The sequence below is a fragment of the Mycolicibacterium gadium genome, assembly GCF_010728925.1.
GTDB lineage: Bacteria > Actinomycetota > Actinomycetes > Mycobacteriales > Mycobacteriaceae > Mycobacterium > Mycobacterium gadium.
This window is the reverse complement of sequence record NZ_AP022608.1, coordinates 554283-569945: the sequence shown is the minus strand read 5'-3', so window position 1 is coordinate 569945 and position 15663 is coordinate 554283. Positions and strand designations below refer to the sequence as shown.

The window sequence follows — 15663 nt, the reverse complement described above, 5'->3', positions numbered from 1 at the left end:
ACGAGATACGGGCCGCGGCGATGGCTGCGGGCTGATCGGCGGACGCCGCAATCGGTGCGACAAGCTACGTCGCTGCGCAGGTTTGTCGCGCTGTGATTTTACAGTCGATCAGGGGATTGCCTGCTCGATCGACTGTAGGGGGAAGGTCATCAGCCCGAACGCGCGGCCGTGGTCCTACTGGACACGGAACAAGCTGGAAATTCTCAGCGGCTACCTGCCGACGTTCACGAAGGCGGTCAGCGGCAAGTCACCTGAGTGCATCTATCTCGATCTGATGGCGGGCCAACCGAAGAACGTCGAGCGCTACACCGGCGCCGAGTTCGACGGTTCACCAGTCGTCGCGATGAGCGCTCAGCCGCCGTTCACACACGCTCGGCCACATGCTCGCCGAAGCCGAGACCCCGGAGCTGACGGGACATCTCATCTGGGCGCTGTTCAACGACCCTGCGCTGAATTCATCCGATCAGGCAATTCGACCGGATCTTGCGGTGACACTGACGGTGGGCCGCGGAGATGCCTGTCGGCCGCCCGAAAAATGGGAGTTTCAAGAACATCGGACCCAATAAGCGCGGCCCTTGTTGGGTTGAGCGGAAGCCGCGGGGCGCTGCCGCTTCGCGCTGCGGGTCAGGTCGCCGCGTTTCCCCAAGCTTGCTCAGAGACTAGGAAACCCTGCCCTGTCGCCTCGTCAATCTCACTTGGCGGCCATTACTCAACCCTCGCCGCGTTGGCACGATGAGTTCTTATCAACACTCGCCGCGGAGGAGCCACGATGACCACAATCGCCCGCAGGTCCGCCGTCAACCGTGAACGCCGCTTCACCGGTGTGGCCATGCTCATTGCGGTCGGCGCCATCAGTGGGACGGCCGCACTGGGCATCGCTCCCGCCGGCGCCGAGCCACAACAGCCGGTCAAGCCGACCCTCTCCGAGCACGGGGTGGCAATTCCGCCCCAGGGTTTCGAGCGGCAGGCACCAATGAAGTCGAACGCCGACACGGCCAACAGCGTGGTCCAAGCGCTCAAGCCCTCGTAGCTGATTGCCGACTGTCCTCGAACGGGAGCCGATGTGCACCCGCTGACGTCAGGCCGTCCAGGCGACCGGTAACCGCTTGATGCCGTGAATGAACGCCGAGTGCAGGATCGCGGGTTCCTCGATGGCGACCACGTCGGGTATTTGGCGACGCAACTCTTCGAACATCACCCGAATCTCGCGTCGCGCCAGATTCGCCCCCAGGCAGAAGTGGGCGCCACCGCCGCCATATCCGATGTGCGGGTTAGGATCCCGCGTCACATCGAACAGCCATGGATTGGCGAACTTGGCCTCGTCACGGTTACCCGAGTTGTACCACAGGGATACCTTGTCTCCCGACTTCATCTCGACGCCGCGTAGCTCGATGTCCTGAGTTAGGTTGCGCCGCATGAAGATAACCGGAGACGCCCAGCGGACGATCTCTTCCACGGCAGTGGCGGCCACCCCGTCGAAGTCGTTCCACCACCTCTCCCGTTCCTCGGGGTAGCGGGATAGTGCCACCATGCCGTGACTGATGGCGTTGCGCGTGGTCTCGTTGCCGGCGGCCGACAGCAGGATGAAGAACGATGCGTATTCGCTTGACGTGAGCCGCGCCCCGTCGACCTCGGCCTGCACCAAACTGGTGGTGAGGTCGTCGCCGGGATTGGCTCGCCGTTCCTCGGCGAGACCCATGGCGTAAGCCACGATCTCGTTCACTACCGCCATGACTGTGTCGAAATCTCCCGACACTTCGTCGTCACCGAAGCCCAACATCACGTTGGTCCAGTGGAAGACCTTTGCCTCGTCCTCTGCAGGGATACCCATCATGTCGCAGATCACCTGCAACGGCAGCAGTCCCGCAGCCTCGGCGACGAAGTCGGCCCTGCCATCGCGATGGTTGGCAACCATGTTCGTCACGATCGTGCGCGCCCGGTCGCGCACGCTGCCTTCGATGCGGGCCAGCACCTTGGGCGTGAACGCCCGATTGACGATCTTGCGCAGCCAAGTGTGTCGGGGATCGTCGAGGTTGATCATCGATCCGGTGAACTCGGCGACCTCCGGCGGCACCTCGTTCAGCGACGTGCTGGTCGGGATGGAACTGAAGATCTCGGGGTGACGACTGGCGTGGTGGATGTCGTCGAACCTGGTCAGGGCCCAGTGGCCTGCGCCGGCCGGGAAACCCGGGAACTCCGCTACCTCGAAGCGGGTGATCGGCGACTCGCGCCGCAAGGTGGCGAACGCTCCGTCGCGTATGTCGTCGTCGCGCTCCCAGAACTCCAGCGATGCGAGGTCGATGTCGGCCAGAGGCACGTCCGGCGGCGGTACGCCGTTCTCGCGGCGTGCGATCGGCGTGCGGTGCAGTATCGACGTCATAATTGACCCTCTCGCCAATTGGAGTGTCGCACCTTGAACGGCGAATGAACTCGATTCGAGCGCTACATCTTTTGCCTCATGACGGCGTGCTCAAGTCGCATCTTTTGACTGAGCGACGAGCTGAACCGGCGTCACAATGCGTAGGGGTTGGCAATGCTGTGAAACCGCTGTCCTAGGCTGATGCGCAGGACTCGTCGAAGAGAATCTGCAGGAGACACGGTGAATCAGGATCAATTGAAGAAGGCTCAAAGCGGTGCCGGTTTCATCGCCGCGCTTGACCAGAGTGGCGGCAGCACTCCCAAGGCGCTGAAGCTGTACGGCATCAGCGAGGACGCCTACTCCGGTGACGAGCAGATGTTCGACCTGGTCCACGAGATGCGTACCCGCATCATCACCAGCCCCGCCTTCGACGGCGATCGCATCATGGGCGCGATCCTGTTCGAGATGACGATGGACCGCCAGATCGAGGGTCGTCCGACCGCCGACTACCTGTGGAACGTCAAGAACATCGTGCCGTTCCTCAAGATCGACAAGGGCCTGAACGACGAGCAGGACGGCGCGCAGACCATGAAGCCGATGCCCGGCCTCGATGATCTGCTGGACCGCGCCGTGGCCAACGGCGTGTTCGGCACCAAGGAGCGCTCGGTCATCAAGCTGCCCGGCGCGGGCCTGGACGCCGTGGTCGCCCAGCAGTTCGAGGTGGGCCGGCAGGTCCTCGCGAAGGGCCTGGTGCCGATCATCGAGCCCGAGGTCGACATCAAGAGCCCGAAGAAGGCCGAAGCCGAAGAGCAGCTCAAGGCCGCACTGTTGGCCGGCGTCAACGCGCTCGGCGACGACCAGAAGGTCATGCTCAAGCTGACGCTGCCCGACACCGACAACCTCTACAAGGAGCTTGTCGATCACCCCAAGGTGCTACGTGTCGTGGCGCTGTCCGGTGGTTACGCTCGCGACGAGGCCTGCGAGAAGCTGGCCCGCAACACCGGCGTCATCGCGAGCTTCTCGCGCGCGCTGACCGAGGGTCTGACCGCGCAGCAGAGCGACGAGGAATTCAACGCAACCCTGGATCAGGCGATCGCGAGCATCGCCAAGGCTTCCGCTACCTGAGGCCGCCTGAACTGATCAGCGGGCTCGCGGCGGCCTTGGTCGCCGGCGCGATCCCCGCCCTCGCCTTCCCCGCGGTGTCGTGGTGGTGGTTGGCGTGGGTCGGGCTGATCCCGCTGCTGTTCATCGTGCGCGCGGCGCCAACCGCACTACAGGGCGGCGGACGTGGCTGGTTCGGCATGGCCGGTTTCGTGCTGACAAACCAGTACTGGCTGTTTCCGAGCGCGGGCCCGCTGCTGGTCGTGGCCGCGTTCGTCATCGGAGTGCTGTGGTTTCCGTGGGGCTATGCCGCGCAACGGCTGCTATCCGACAGGGCGGCGGCGCGGCAGGTTCTCGCCGCCGTCGTCGTACTCCCCTCTGCCTGGGTGCTCGCCGAGGCGGTGCGGTCGTGGCATCACTTCGGCGGACCGTGGGCGCCGCTCGGCGCGTCACAGTGGAATCAGCCGGCGACGCTAGCGCCCGCTTCGGTGGGCGGCGTAGGGCTCGTCAGCTTCCTGGTGGTCGCCGTCAATGCCGCGATCGTGGCGGCGATCCTGCTGCGCTCATGGCGCGCGGCAGCACTGCCGGTCGCCCTCCTCGCCCTCGGCCCGACGTGGTTCTGGTTGGGTCCGGCACCCGGCGCGGGGCCGACGGTGCGGGTTGCACTCGTCCAGCCGGGCGATATCGACGACGGCGCGGCACGTCAGGCGGCGAGCGAGCGATTGACCGAGGAATTGCGCGGCAGGCAGCTTGATCTGGTGGTCTGGGGTGAAAGCAGTGTGGGCGTCGACCTGACCAGCGACCCGGACGCCACAGCGCGCCTGGTCGAACTGCGCCGCCGGGTCGGCGCGGACGTGTTGGTGAACGTTGACGCACGAGCTCCCGACGGCGGGATCTACAAGTCGTCGGTGCTCATCGGTTCCGACGGCCCACGTGGCTCGTATGCGAAGACGCGGCTGGTGCCGTTCGGCGAATATGTGCCGTTACGAACGGTACTCGACTGGGCGACCCGTCATACCAAGGCGGCCGGTGAGGATCGCCGGCGCGGCGACGGCCCGGTGGTACTGCACGCCGGGGAGCTGGCCGTCGGGCCGTTGATCAGCTTCGAGACCACCTTTTCGGATCTGTCGCGGCGGGTAGTGCGCCTTGGCGCCGAGCTCCTGACGTACCAGAGTTCGACGTCGAGTTATCAAGGCAGCTGGGCGCAACCGCAATTGGCGAGCATGGCCGCCGTGCACGCCGCCGAGACCGGTCATCCCGCCGTGCATGCCGGAACATCCGGTGTCAGTACGGCATTCGACGCGCGGGGCCGTGAACTCGGGCGGTTGCCCGCGTCCGACCAAGGTGTACTGGTAGTCGAGGTGCCATTGGACTCGCGCGTCACTATCTACGATCGGCTCGGTGACTGGCCGATCGTGGTGGCGGCGGTGTTGATCCTTACGGCGTGGTGTGCACGATCAGCACGTCGGTCTTGGACCGGCGTGCGACGTTGGCGGGGACGGAGCCCAGCAGCCGGCCCGCGATCGTGGACAGGCCCACGTTTCCGACGACGAGAAGATCGGCCTTGACCTCTTCGGCGAGATCTACAAGAGCGTCGACGGGTGCGCCGACGATCGCCTTCTCCTCGACGGTCTTGGCGCCCGCCTGCTGGGCACGCTCCTTCGCCTCGCGCAGAATCGCGTAGATGGGGGCGTTGCCCGACATCTTGTAGCCCTCGTCCTTGAGCACGTCGGCCGCGCGCTGGTCTTCGCTCTGGGGGAAGTACGCCGTCGCCACGACGACCGTCGCGCCTGACCCGGCGGCGATCTGGCCGGCCTTCTCCACCGCGCGCAGCGACGAATCCGATCCGTCCGTGCCGACCACGATGGTCGTGTAGCCGCTCATTCGTGCCCTCCCAAGGTAGGTTGCAGCGCCACCCGAGACAGTAACCCGTAGTTCGGCGAACATGGGTGCGAATCACCACACATGAGTGGCGTTCGCCCTGGATTTGGTGGCTTTTGCCCCGACAACGTCACGCCGAACGCTCCAACGTGATCCGGACTACACGCCATGTCGCGGATCGAAATTCGATGGTTCCCGTTCCGGCGCGTCGACGGCGAAATCGCTGTCGGAGAATGTGTATCGATACCAGGGGGCGTCGTTGCAGCGGCCGAGCCGAGGCCGCAGATTGCTGAAGGCGCCATAGACCACCTTGTAGGGCTGGCCGTTGTAGTGCTGAAGGATCTCTTTCCAGGTCCGTGGCGCCTGCCCGATGAGTGCTTCCATGTCCGCGGTCAGCTCGTCCTCGGTCATCGCCATAATCCCCGGCGGCGGATCGCCGAGTTCGAACACCGTGCTGCGATCGAAGTGGGTGGAGTTGAACTTGGGGCTCATGGGAATGGTGCAGTCCAGACCGATTTTCGACGAGGTGCCGGGCGCGGCGTCCTCGGCGATCATCGGGTCCACCGTCATCGTGTTCCCGTTGGGAAGCGTCACGGTGTCCAAGTGCGGCATGTACCGGAACGCCATCGCGAACTGCACGGCGTTGTCGTCCCAGATGTCGACGTCCTCGTCGAACACCATCGCGATCTTCGGCAAGCCTTGTTTCGAGCACGTCAGCATCACGCCGAGCGCCTGCTTGGAATCTCCCGCCCCTCGTGGATTGATCTTTGCGTAGGCGATGTTCGACAGCCCGCCCAGCGGCGCGCGAACTTCTTTGACATCGATACCCGCCATGGCGAGCCCGTTGTACAGGTCGGACTCGATCATGGGCAGCTGCAGCATGTTGTCGGTGTACCAAGGGTGATTGCCACCGATCGTGGCGTGCTGGAAGATGCCGCCCTTGCGAAACGTCATCGCCTTGACGACGGCGCGGAAGTTGGCCTTGATGCCACCGCCGTACATGCCGGTGAACTCACCGTACGGCCCTTCATCGTGGGTCAGCCCCTCGGTGGCCATCAGCTCGCACTCGATCACGATCTCGGCGTTGGCGGGCACCAATAGGTCGATGGTCTCGCACTTGACGAGCTTGGCGGGATGGCCGTAAAAGCTGCCGAGCACCTCGAAGTCGTCGGTCCCCGGCGGCACTCCGGTCAGCGCCGCCACTTTGTCCACCAGTGGTCCGCCAAGCACGATCGCAAGCTCGAGATTTTGCCCCTTGGCTTGTGCCGCTTGGGCATTCAGGCGTGCGCGGTGCGACGTGCAAGTCATGTCGAACATCTTCTCGGTCTTGGTCCGGAACATGCTGCGGTAGATGCCCCAGTCGTAGACACCGGTGTCCGGGTGCTTGGTCACCACCAGGTTGTCGTTGGTGTAGGCATGACCGTCGCGGTCATGGTGCAGGAACAATGGCAGTCGCGTCAGGTCGACGTCGTCGCCGGTGAGGATGACCTCTTTGCACGGCGCGGTGTCGACGATCTCCGGTTTGACCCGACCTTTACCGAGTTCGACCATCCGGCGGCCGGTCTCGCTCTTCTCACAGCCGAGCGCCCACGCCGTCTGGTCCTGGTTGGAGTAGGCGTTGGCCAGGAACTGGAACTCGCAGTCGGTGACCTTCTCCACCAGGACAGCGGTGAGCGGATGAGCTTCCATCACCGCCGGCAGCTCGTCGACCCGCTTCTCCTCCTTGACGCGGACAAGCATGCCCGCCTTCTCCATGTCTTCGACGAAGTCACTGAGGCTCTGTTGCGGCACGGCTGACCCCTTACTCGAATGCCGGTGCGGCGTCGCCGGTTTCGACGTAGTCGCGCAGATGGTGCAGCAGCACTCCCCACGTCGTGTTGCACTTGCGGAAGTTGCCGTGGGTTCCCGGCCAGCCCGCATGCACGTGTTCGACAAGGGTGCGGCCGTCCTCGGTGGCGGCCAGCGAGAACGTCGCCGTCGTGCCGACCGAATCACCCGGTCCCCGGGTACAGCGCCAGACGACACGGTTGGGCGCGTCCGAAGTGACCACCTCCCAACCGAAGTCGGGGTGGTCAGCGAAGGAAAACACCCATTCGCTTCCGACGGCGCCGCTACCGGTTGCCGATGGGGTGTGCCAGCCCTTCACTCCCTGAAGTGTGGTCAGTGCGGCGAAGACCTGCTCGCGAGTGGCGTCGATGTTGAGCTCGTGTTCGATCTCGGGCACGTTGCCTCCTACCTACCGTCGAGTTCTGGAAACGCATAGTCGCGCCAGCCGGGTACGTCAGCCACCTCGACGACCCTCCCGCCGTGCTCCTCCGACGCCGGCCCGCACAGGTCGCCCACCTGCTTGACCACGGTGCCGTACGGATAGGTCGCGTCGATGCCGATCGCCGACCCGGTGCGACGATCCGCCGGCAGCGACTCGTCGGCGGTCGGGTCAAGCGGTCCGCCGGGCAGGTCGTCGACGATGATCACGTCCCGCGCCGGCTGGGTGCGGAAAGCCAAGGCCCACTCGACCTGTTCGGAGTCGTGCACATCGATGTCGGGGTCGACCACGATCACGGTCTTCGGTCGCAGGTTGCTTCCCATCGCCGCGATGAGCGCACTTCGGGCTTCGCCTGCGTAGCGCGGACGCATGGCGATGACCAACCGGAAGTAGACGCCGCCTGACGGTGGGATAGCCACCGCCGTGACGGTCGGGAATTGTTCGCGGAACATGTCGTAGAACGACGCCTCGAACGACAGCTGCTTGAGGATGTGGTTCTCGGTGGTGGGCCTTCCGGTCAGCAGTGCCTGGAAGTACGCACCGTTGCGATGGGTGATGGCGGTCGGCCGGACAACGGGTTTCGGCGAGGCGGGCGTGTAGTAGCCGGTGTACTCGCCCAGCGGCCCTTCGCTGACCGTCTGTGTGAAGTCGACCTCGAACTCGATGACCACCTCAGCGTGTGCGGGCACCGACACGTCGTTCGTGCGGCATCTGACGAGCTCGACCGCCTCGCCGCGCATACCGCCGGCGACCTCCCAGTCGTTGGTGTCCTCGGGAACCTGGATTGGGCAGGTGTACGCGATCATGGGGTCGACACCGATGACGAGGGCAGCACGAAATGTCTTGTGCCCCATCCGCAGTGCCTTGGCTTGATTCTTCGCAAATCGGTGGCTGGGAGCGGCCATCAACGACATCGTCTTGTGGTCGATGATCTCGCAGCGGTAGTGGCCGATGTCCGGGACACCGGTCTCGGGGTCGTGACTGACGACGAATCCCGGGGTGATGTAGGGACCGCCGTCGTCGGGGCTGTATCGCGGGACGGGCAGAATCGACAGGTCGATGTCATCGCCGAGGATGATGTTCTCGTGTACGGGACCGTCGTCGACGTTCTTCGGGGGAATACGGACTTTCAGTCGCGTCACGATCTCGTCGAAAACGCTGTCCTGATCGCAGTCATATGCGATAAGCGCCTTGGCGTTCGAGTTGTAGACACCGCCCACGAGCGGGAACTGTGTGCCGTTGTTGGTGAACACGACCGCCGGACCGGCCACCGACGCGCTCTTGCGCATCGCCTTGGCCACTTCGAGTTCCAGAGCTACCGGCCGCTCCACATCGATGAGCTCACCGTGGGCCCGCAGAGCGTCCAGGAACTCACGAAAATCTTGGAACGGCACCGGCGGATGCTCCATACTTTTGGCGTGGCGGTCGCTAGCAAATACAACAAGTACCGTGTTCCGCCGCCCGCGGCAAGGGTGACTCTGCGCGGGTTCGCACTTGCTGTCCACGACAAACCTGGTGTCGCCGATGCGTGCGTGTCGCTACAGGATCGTTTCGACGCGGACGTAAATATCTTGTTGTGTGCGGCCTATTTGGGCGCTGTTCGCGGGCGGTCAGTCTCGTCCGACGAGGTCGCCGCAGCGCGCGGCAGAATCGACGCGTGGCATCGCGATGTCGTGCGTCCGCTGCGTGCAGCCCGCCGCCTGCTCAAGACGGGTCCCCCGCCTGCGCCGAACCCGCAAACCGACGAGGTGCGACGGGAAGTGGCAAAGGCGGAGCTCGATGCGGAGTTGGTCGAACTCGACGTCCTCGGCGACTGGGCCGCCGGATTCGGTGACTCATCCAGCGCGGGCACCCGATCCGAACTCGCAAGGACGGCAATGGAAGTGGCTCTGCGGTCTTATTCCAACGCGGTCCTGAGCGAGGACGACCGCAACGCCCTGGCGGTCATCGCCGATACCGCGGCCCGATGCGATGAGGTGGCGTCGTGAAGCGAGTAATTGTCGCGATAACCGGTGCGTCGGGCGCCGCGTACGGAGTGCGCGCGCTGGAGCTGTTGCGCGACGTTCCGGATGTAGAGGCGCACCTCATTCTGACGAGCTCGGCGCACCGCACGATCGAACACGAGACCAAGCGGACACCGGATGCGGTCCGCGCCCTCGCCGACCACCTCTACAGCCCGCGCGATATCGGCGCTGCGATCGCCTCAGGCTCGTTCATCACCGCGGGGATGCTGGTGGCGCCGTGCTCGGTGAAGACGTTGAGCGGCATCGCGCATTGCTACGACGAGAACCTGGTCGTCCGCGCGGCGGATGTGTGCCTCAAAGAGCGACGGCGCGTCGTCTTGCTGCTGCGCGAGACGCCATTGCACGCCGGCCATATCGAGCTGATGGCCCAGGCCACCCGCAACGGCGCGATCATCATGCCGCCCGTCCCGGCGTTCTACGCCCTGCCGACCACGATCGACGACATCGTCAACCAGACGGTGGCACGCGCGCTCGAACTGTTGGACGTCTCGGTGCCCGGATTGAAACGGTGGCGCGGCACCGACGCTACGTCGGGAAGCAACGGTCGGCTCACGCAAAGTGCTGACGGGTCTCGTGGATAGCGGCGCCGATCGGCGGGTAACCGCCGGACATGGCAGCGCATACCGCGGCCGAGTTCGTTCCCGACAGCCGCGACCTACCGGATCTCGCAGCGGCCGCGAACAGCTGTAAGGGCTGCGACCTGTACCTGGACGCAACCCAGACGGTGTTCGGCGCCGGTTCGGCTGCAGCGGACCTCATGCTGGTCGGCGAACAGCCCGGCGATCAGGAGGACAGGGCCGGCGAGCCATTCGTCGGGCCTGCGGGCAAGCTGCTCGACAAGGCCCTGGTGGCGGCCGGCGTGGAACGAGATCGGCTGTATGTCACGAATGCGGTCAAACACTTCAAGTACACGCTTCCCGAGCGTGGCAAGCGCCGCATCCACAAGACACCGAGTCGAACCGAGGTGGTGGCCTGCCGGCCGTGGCTGCTCGCCGAGCTGATGGCCGTGCAGCCCAAGGTGCTGGTAATGCTCGGCGCGACGGCCGCACAATCGCTGATGGGCAGCGGATTTCGGCTCACCGCCCATCGCGGCGAGGTGCTGCACCTGCCCGACTCCGACGATGTCGCGTTCGATCCGCAGATCGTGGCGACCGCACACCCGTCGTCGGTGCTGCGCGGCCGTCCAGAGGACCGCGAGAAGGCATTCGACGCGCTGGTGTCGGATCTGCGATTCGCGGCCGACCTGCTGGCCTCCTAGGCCATCATCAGTGCATGGAGGCCACGGTTGCGCGCCGCATCCGTCTCCGCGACGGACGATCGATGGCCTATTCCGAATACGGCACGCCCGATGGCTTCGTGGTCGTCAACGCACACGGTGGCCTTGCCTGCCGCCTCGACGTCGAATCGGCAGACGACGTCGCCGCAGCGGCCGGGATTCGGCTGATCTCACCGGACCGGCCCGGTGTCGGGCGCTCAGATCCAGATCCCGGGCGCACCACATTGAGCTGGGCATCAGATGTCGAAGACTTGCTCGACCGACTCGGTGTGGATCGGTTCGCCGTGATGGGCTGGTCGATGGGCGGACAGTACGCGGCGGCGGTCGGACACGCCCTGCGTGACAGGGTGAGCCGGGTCGCGATCGTCGCCGGGGCACTGCCGCTGACCGAATCCGGGGTGTTCGATCAACTGCCCGCGATGGACCGATACCTCACCCGCATGTCCGAGCGCGCGCCGTGGCTGGCGCGACAGTGGTTTCGAATCATGGGACTTGCGCCACGGCTGGCCCCCGTGCTGTACGGCCGCCTCGCCGCACGTGATTTGGGGCAGGCCGACGGCGCTGTCATCCGCGGCGAGGGATTCCGGACGTTTTCGAGGATGTCGCGCGAAGCGATGTGCCAACCGGCAGGCGCCGTCGAAGAATACCGCGCATGGATGCGACCCTGGGGGTTTGCACCCGAAGACCTCGACGTACCCGTCGAAATCTGGGCGGGCACTGACGACCAACTGGTCAACCCGAGTTGGCCGCAGCGCCTCGCATCACGAATCCCGAACGCGACCTTGAACATTCGCGACGGCGGACACTTCGTCGCGCACCTGCACTACCGGGAGATATTCGACTCGCTGCGTCGCTAGCAGACGGCGGGCGTATCGCCGGCTCGCATAGCCGTTTCCGTGACGTCGCTATGTACGCTGAACGTGATTCAGCCGCAGCGTTATTGAGCGTACAGCGTTTCGAATGTGCGTATCGACCGTTCGAGGTCGCCCTTCACCGCCCGCACCGCCGCCATTCCGATGGGCCCGAACAGCGGTGCACCGCCCAGTTCCATCTTCATCGTGAACGAACACCCCTGCTTGGTCGGCTTCACCGTCATCTTCAGTGCGTACTTCGTTCCGCCGACGCCGTCCCCGGTGATGGCGATCAGCCGCGGCGGATCGTATTCGCGGATCGTCCACTTGACACGGTTGCGCATCCCCTTGGCACCCGCCACGCCGACGATCGACGTGCCCTCTTCCAGCTCCGAGGGCAGCTCACTACGCCAACCCTCGTGCATCGACAGCCAGTCGCCGAGTGAATTCAGGTCGGACACGTGAAGCCACGCATCCTCGGGGCTCAACGACAGGTCACGCGACAGCTCGAGCTTGGCCACGCTCAGATGTTAACCATGATCTCCTGGAGCGAGTGACGGGATTCGAACCCGTGTAAACGGCTTTGCAGGCCGGTGCCTTGCCTCTCAGCCACACCCGCGTTGGCCTTGACGGTGCCACGGTGCCGCGCCCACGCCCACCGTTGCAATCGCGATGATGCGAACCGACGGCGCGCCGAACCGTCAGTGCACTGGTCCCGGGGGTTAATTTGTGCGGATGGATGTCTTGTTGGCCGCCGATCCACCGTTCTTCGGCGGTCCCGGGCAGGGCACGCGCCAGATCGTCGAGCTATTCGTCGCGTTCGGGCTCACGGCGCTGATCGGTCTCGAACGCGAACTCCAGGGTAAAAGCGCCGGCGTGCGCACACAGACGATCGTCGGCACGGCCTCGGCCCTGATCCTGCTGGTCAGCAAGTACGGCTTCCAGGACGTTCTGCAGGACGGACTCGTCGTTGTCGACCCGTCCCGTGTCGCCGCCCAGATCGTTTCGGGCATCGGCTTTCTCGGTGCCGGCATCATCATCTTCCGCCGAGGCTCGGTACACGGGCTGACCACCGCTGCGGCCGTCTGGGAGTCCGCGGCGATCGGCATGGCGGCCGGGTCCGGTCTGCTTCTGCTCGCGGTCACCGTGACAGCCATGCATTTCCTCGTCGTCGTCGGCTTCCTGCCGCTGGCCCGCTGGCTCACCTCCCGACTGAGCGGATCGGTGACCATGCACGTCAGCTACCGGGAAGGTCAAGGTGTGCTGAGTCGTCTTCTACAAGCGTGCGAGCGGCGGCAATGGCAACTCACCGACCTCGCAGCCGACAGCGCGGAACTGTCGGCTGACCCAGGACACGCCGGCGTCCTGATGACGCTCTCGGGCAGAGGGATCGTGAACGCGCCGATGGTCCTGGGCGGAATCGACGGTGTCATCGGAATCCACCAGTTCGACGACGACCCAGATTAGGCCGCGTCAGAATGCACTGTGACCATCGGACTCATCTGCGCCGTCCCGCAGGAACTCGACGCGCTGCGCGGCGATCTGGCGGAAACCCACTCCGAAGCCAGAGCGCACACCCGGTTCGTCACCGGCGTCCTCGACGGCCACGACGTCGTCTTGGCTGGGTCCGGGATGGGCAAGGTCAACGCAGCGATCGTCACCACGCTGCTGGCCGACCGGTTCGGTTGCCGCACAGTCATTTTCTCCGGTGTGGCAGGCGGGCTCGACCCCGCGCTGTCGATCGGTGACGTCGTCGTGGCCGACCGCATCGTCCAGCACGACGCCGGTGTCCTCGAGAACGAGAAGATCCGCCCCTATCAACCGGGCCACGCGCCGATCATCAACGAAACCGATCGCCTCGGCTATCCGGTGGATCCCGAGCTTTTCGGCAGGGTCAAGGACCGCCTCGCCGGCATGTCGCTTCCCGGTCAAATCGTCTACGGCACAGTCCTTACCGGCGACCAGTATCTGAATTGCGATTCCACGCGGGAGTGGCTGCTCGCCGAGTTCGGAGGCAGGGCGATCGAAATGGAGGGTGGTGCGGTCGCGCAAGTCTGCGAGGCGTTCGGTCTTCCCTGGTTGGTCATCCGCGCGCTATCCGACCTCGCCGGCGGAAACGCGCTTTTCGACTTCACCGCATTCGTCAACCAGGCGTCGGCAACATCCGCCACGATCCTGCGCCGCCTGCTGCCGGTGCTATGACGTTGTCCGACTACCACTTTTCGTAGAGGCGACGACACCGACGACAGCCAGCACCGCGAACGTGGCGAACAGCCAGCGCGCCGCCGTCGCACCGCCCTGGTCGGTGGCGTTGACCACGATGCCCGCCACCCCGGCCCCGAACGCTCCGAAGATCAGTTGCACAGTGTTGATCGCCGCCGCCGCGCGGCCGCCCTCGCTCGCATCGTCGACACTGCCCATCGCCCACGCCGACAGGTGTGGCCACGCCATACCGACTCCCACGCCCGTCAGCGCCAGCGCCGCCACCCAGACCGCGATCAGCCAGCCCGATGCGTCCTCGAACTGACTCACCGCCGCCAGCGCCAGCCCGACGGCCATCACCAGCGGTGCGACGGCGACGATCCGCTTCACCATTTTCGTCCGGGAGACCGATGCGCTCACGATCTCGCTGAACGTCCAGCCGATCGCCAGCGCCACCCCGAGGAATCCCGCCGCGACGGGTGTCAGGTGCGCCAGCCGCTGACCGAAGAACGGCACGTACAGGTCGACCATTGTCGCGGCCATCAAGATGCCGAGGGTGAGGTACATCCACTTCAGCGGGCCGGGCCGAAACGCCGTGGGCGGCAAGACCGCCGCGGTCGCACGACGATCGACGATCAAGAACACCGCGATCAGAATCGCGCCCAGCGCGACCAGCGCGATGGTCCAGGCGACGTTCCGCGGAACCCCCGCGACGCTGATCGCCAAGGCCGCGGAACCGAGCAGCAGCAGCGACCACACCGGGATGCGGTCCCGTACCGGGACGTCCGTCCGGGCGGGCAGCGCGAACGGCACCAGCACAGCGATCCCCACGGCCAGCCCGACCAGCACACCGAAAGCCCAACGCCACGAACCGTATTGCGCAAACAGACCGCCGGTCGCAGGGCCGAGTAGAGTACCGACACCCCACATCGCCGAGACGAGGGCCGATGCCTTGGTCCAGAGTGATTGCGGCAGCGTGGAATTGATCACCGCGTAGCCAAGCCCTGCGAGCAATCCGCCCGCTGCGCCCTGGACCACACGACCGACGAGTAGCAGTTCCATCGTCGGCGCCAGCGCGCAGAACAGGCTGCCCAGCGCGAACACCGCGAGTCCGGATAGGTACGCCCAGCGGGGACCCACCCGCGCGAGAACAGCGCTCACGGTGGTCGCCGCCACGACCGAGGCGACCAGGTACACCGTGGTCACCCAGACATAGAGGCGCTGGCCGCCGATGTCGGCGACCGTACTGGGCAGCAGGCTGATGGTGAGGAACTCGTTGGTGGCGTACAGCGCCACCCCACCGGCCAGCACAGTCGACGCCCCGAGGTTCTTCGGACCCAGCAGCTCCCGCCAGGCGCCGGTGCGAAGGCCCACAGTGTCAGTCACGAGGACCACGTTAGAAGCTCAACCTCGATTCAGGTCAAGCCGAAAACGGCCGCCGCAAGCTGGGCCGCACCTTGAGGACTGCGGCCGTGGCGGAGGCCGCGCATCGCGGAATCTTGTGAGATAGCCGAAACGGGCCATCCACCGAAGATGGCCGCATTGGGCGATGCGCGGCGGACGTGGCCGCTTCTACGTTTGCGGCGTGACCCCGGCTGTTCCGTGCGGCCGGACATGAACGCGTCAGAAAACTCATCAACTAAGGAACCCACATGAGGACACGAAACAAGTTCCGCAAGCCTCTCCGGACGCTCGACGAGCCA

The 15663-nt window shown here is 65.3% G+C and carries 16 protein-coding genes, 1 tRNA gene and 2 pseudogenes; 11 read left to right on the top strand and 8 right to left on the bottom strand.

Annotated elements, in window-relative coordinates:
* Positions 1-82: 82 nt before the first annotated feature.
* The 3 genes and pseudogenes from G6N36_RS02710 to G6N36_RS02700 form a co-directional block, all read left to right on the top strand.
* A pseudogene (locus G6N36_RS02710) lies at positions 83-310 on the top strand (hypothetical protein); the annotation flags it as partial.
* A gap of 70 nt (positions 311-380) precedes the next feature.
* Complete coding sequence (locus tag G6N36_RS02705) at positions 381-566, top strand: hypothetical protein (protein WP_163683891.1); 186 nt, start codon at positions 381-383, stop codon at positions 564-566.
* Between the two features lie 203 nt (positions 567-769).
* The gene (locus G6N36_RS02700) at positions 770-1030 is read left to right on the top strand and encodes a hypothetical protein (protein ID WP_163684730.1); all 261 of its coding nucleotides are present in this window, start codon (positions 770-772) and stop codon (positions 1028-1030) included.
* Positions 1031-1078: 48 nt separating this feature from the next.
* On the opposite strand, the gene G6N36_RS02695 is transcribed toward G6N36_RS02700, so the two are convergent.
* Positions 1079-2380, bottom strand: a complete 1302-nt coding sequence (locus G6N36_RS02695; protein ID WP_276067457.1) for a cytochrome P450 — start codon at positions 2378-2380, stop codon at positions 1079-1081.
* Positions 2381-2599: 219 nt separating this feature from the next.
* Here G6N36_RS02695 and G6N36_RS02690 point away from each other — a divergent pair, with 219 nt between their 5' ends.
* Positions 2600-3484 carry a fructose bisphosphate aldolase gene (locus G6N36_RS02690; RefSeq protein WP_163684728.1) on the top strand — a complete coding sequence of 295 codons (885 nt, stop codon included), beginning with the start codon at positions 2600-2602 and terminating at the stop codon, positions 3482-3484.
* 35 nt (positions 3485-3519) lie between these two features.
* A pseudogene (gene lnt, locus G6N36_RS02685) lies at positions 3520-4932 on the top strand (apolipoprotein N-acyltransferase); the annotation flags it as partial.
* Here the strand turns inward: lnt and G6N36_RS29730 are convergent.
* The 4 genes from G6N36_RS29730 to G6N36_RS02665 form a co-directional block, all read right to left on the bottom strand.
* Positions 4898-5344, bottom strand: coding sequence for a universal stress protein (locus G6N36_RS29730; RefSeq protein WP_163684724.1), 447 nt, complete (start codon positions 5342-5344; stop codon positions 4898-4900). The pseudogene lnt and the gene G6N36_RS29730 overlap by 35 nt on opposite strands.
* A gap of 156 nt (positions 5345-5500) precedes the next feature.
* On the bottom strand, positions 5501-7132 hold the full coding sequence (locus tag G6N36_RS02675) for a UbiD family decarboxylase (protein ID WP_163684722.1): 1632 nt from the start codon (positions 7130-7132) through the stop codon (positions 5501-5503).
* Positions 7133-7142: 10 nt separating this feature from the next.
* On the bottom strand, positions 7143-7565 hold the full coding sequence (locus G6N36_RS02670; protein WP_197746599.1) for an SRPBCC family protein: 423 nt from the start codon (positions 7563-7565) through the stop codon (positions 7143-7145).
* A gap of 8 nt (positions 7566-7573) precedes the next feature.
* A complete protein-coding gene (locus G6N36_RS02665) occupies positions 7574-9001 on the bottom strand; it encodes a UbiD family decarboxylase (protein ID WP_163684720.1) in 1428 nt (475 codons plus the stop codon).
* A 24-nt stretch (positions 9002-9025) separates the two neighbouring features.
* Here G6N36_RS02665 and G6N36_RS02660 point away from each other — a divergent pair, with 24 nt between their 5' ends.
* Genes G6N36_RS02660 through G6N36_RS02645 form a run of 4 tightly spaced genes read left to right on the top strand, consistent with a single transcriptional unit; the run spans position 9026 to position 11764 of the window.
* Positions 9026-9595: a TIGR02444 family protein gene (locus G6N36_RS02660; RefSeq protein ID WP_163684718.1), complete on the top strand. Its 570-nt coding sequence runs from the start codon at positions 9026-9028 to the stop codon at positions 9593-9595.
* The gene (locus G6N36_RS02655) at positions 9592-10212 is read left to right on the top strand and encodes a UbiX family flavin prenyltransferase (protein ID WP_163684715.1); all 621 of its coding nucleotides are present in this window, start codon (positions 9592-9594) and stop codon (positions 10210-10212) included. Before G6N36_RS02660 ends, G6N36_RS02655 begins: the two co-directional genes overlap by 4 nt.
* A gap of 29 nt (positions 10213-10241) precedes the next feature.
* The gene (locus G6N36_RS02650) at positions 10242-10889 is read left to right on the top strand and encodes a UdgX family uracil-DNA binding protein (RefSeq protein ID WP_163684714.1); all 648 of its coding nucleotides are present in this window, start codon (positions 10242-10244) and stop codon (positions 10887-10889) included.
* A 14-nt stretch (positions 10890-10903) separates the two neighbouring features.
* Positions 10904-11764: an alpha/beta fold hydrolase gene (locus tag G6N36_RS02645; RefSeq protein ID WP_163684712.1), complete on the top strand. Its 861-nt coding sequence runs from the start codon at positions 10904-10906 to the stop codon at positions 11762-11764.
* 80 nt (positions 11765-11844) lie between these two features.
* On the opposite strand, the gene G6N36_RS02640 is transcribed toward G6N36_RS02645, so the two are convergent.
* Together G6N36_RS02640 and G6N36_RS02635 are read right to left on the bottom strand one after the other, a co-directional pair.
* Positions 11845-12279: a type II toxin-antitoxin system Rv0910 family toxin gene (locus G6N36_RS02640; protein ID WP_163684710.1), complete on the bottom strand. Its 435-nt coding sequence runs from the start codon at positions 12277-12279 to the stop codon at positions 11845-11847.
* 24 nt (positions 12280-12303) lie between these two features.
* A tRNA-Cys gene (locus G6N36_RS02635) sits at positions 12304-12377 on the bottom strand.
* Between the two features lie 116 nt (positions 12378-12493).
* Between G6N36_RS02635 and G6N36_RS02630 the strand changes: the two genes are divergently transcribed.
* Both G6N36_RS02630 and G6N36_RS02625 read left to right on the top strand, forming a co-directional pair.
* The gene (locus G6N36_RS02630) at positions 12494-13225 is read left to right on the top strand and encodes an MgtC/SapB family protein (protein ID WP_163684703.1); all 732 of its coding nucleotides are present in this window, start codon (positions 12494-12496) and stop codon (positions 13223-13225) included.
* Between the two features lie 18 nt (positions 13226-13243).
* Positions 13244-13960: a 5'-methylthioadenosine/adenosylhomocysteine nucleosidase gene (locus G6N36_RS02625; RefSeq protein ID WP_163684701.1), complete on the top strand. Its 717-nt coding sequence runs from the start codon at positions 13244-13246 to the stop codon at positions 13958-13960.
* On the opposite strand, the gene G6N36_RS02620 is transcribed toward G6N36_RS02625, so the two are convergent.
* Positions 13955-15346 carry an MFS transporter gene (locus tag G6N36_RS02620; protein ID WP_163684699.1) on the bottom strand — a complete coding sequence of 464 codons (1392 nt, stop codon included), beginning with the start codon at positions 15344-15346 and terminating at the stop codon, positions 13955-13957. The genes G6N36_RS02625 and G6N36_RS02620 overlap by 6 nt on opposite strands.
* Between the last annotated feature and the right edge of the window lie 317 nt (positions 15347-15663).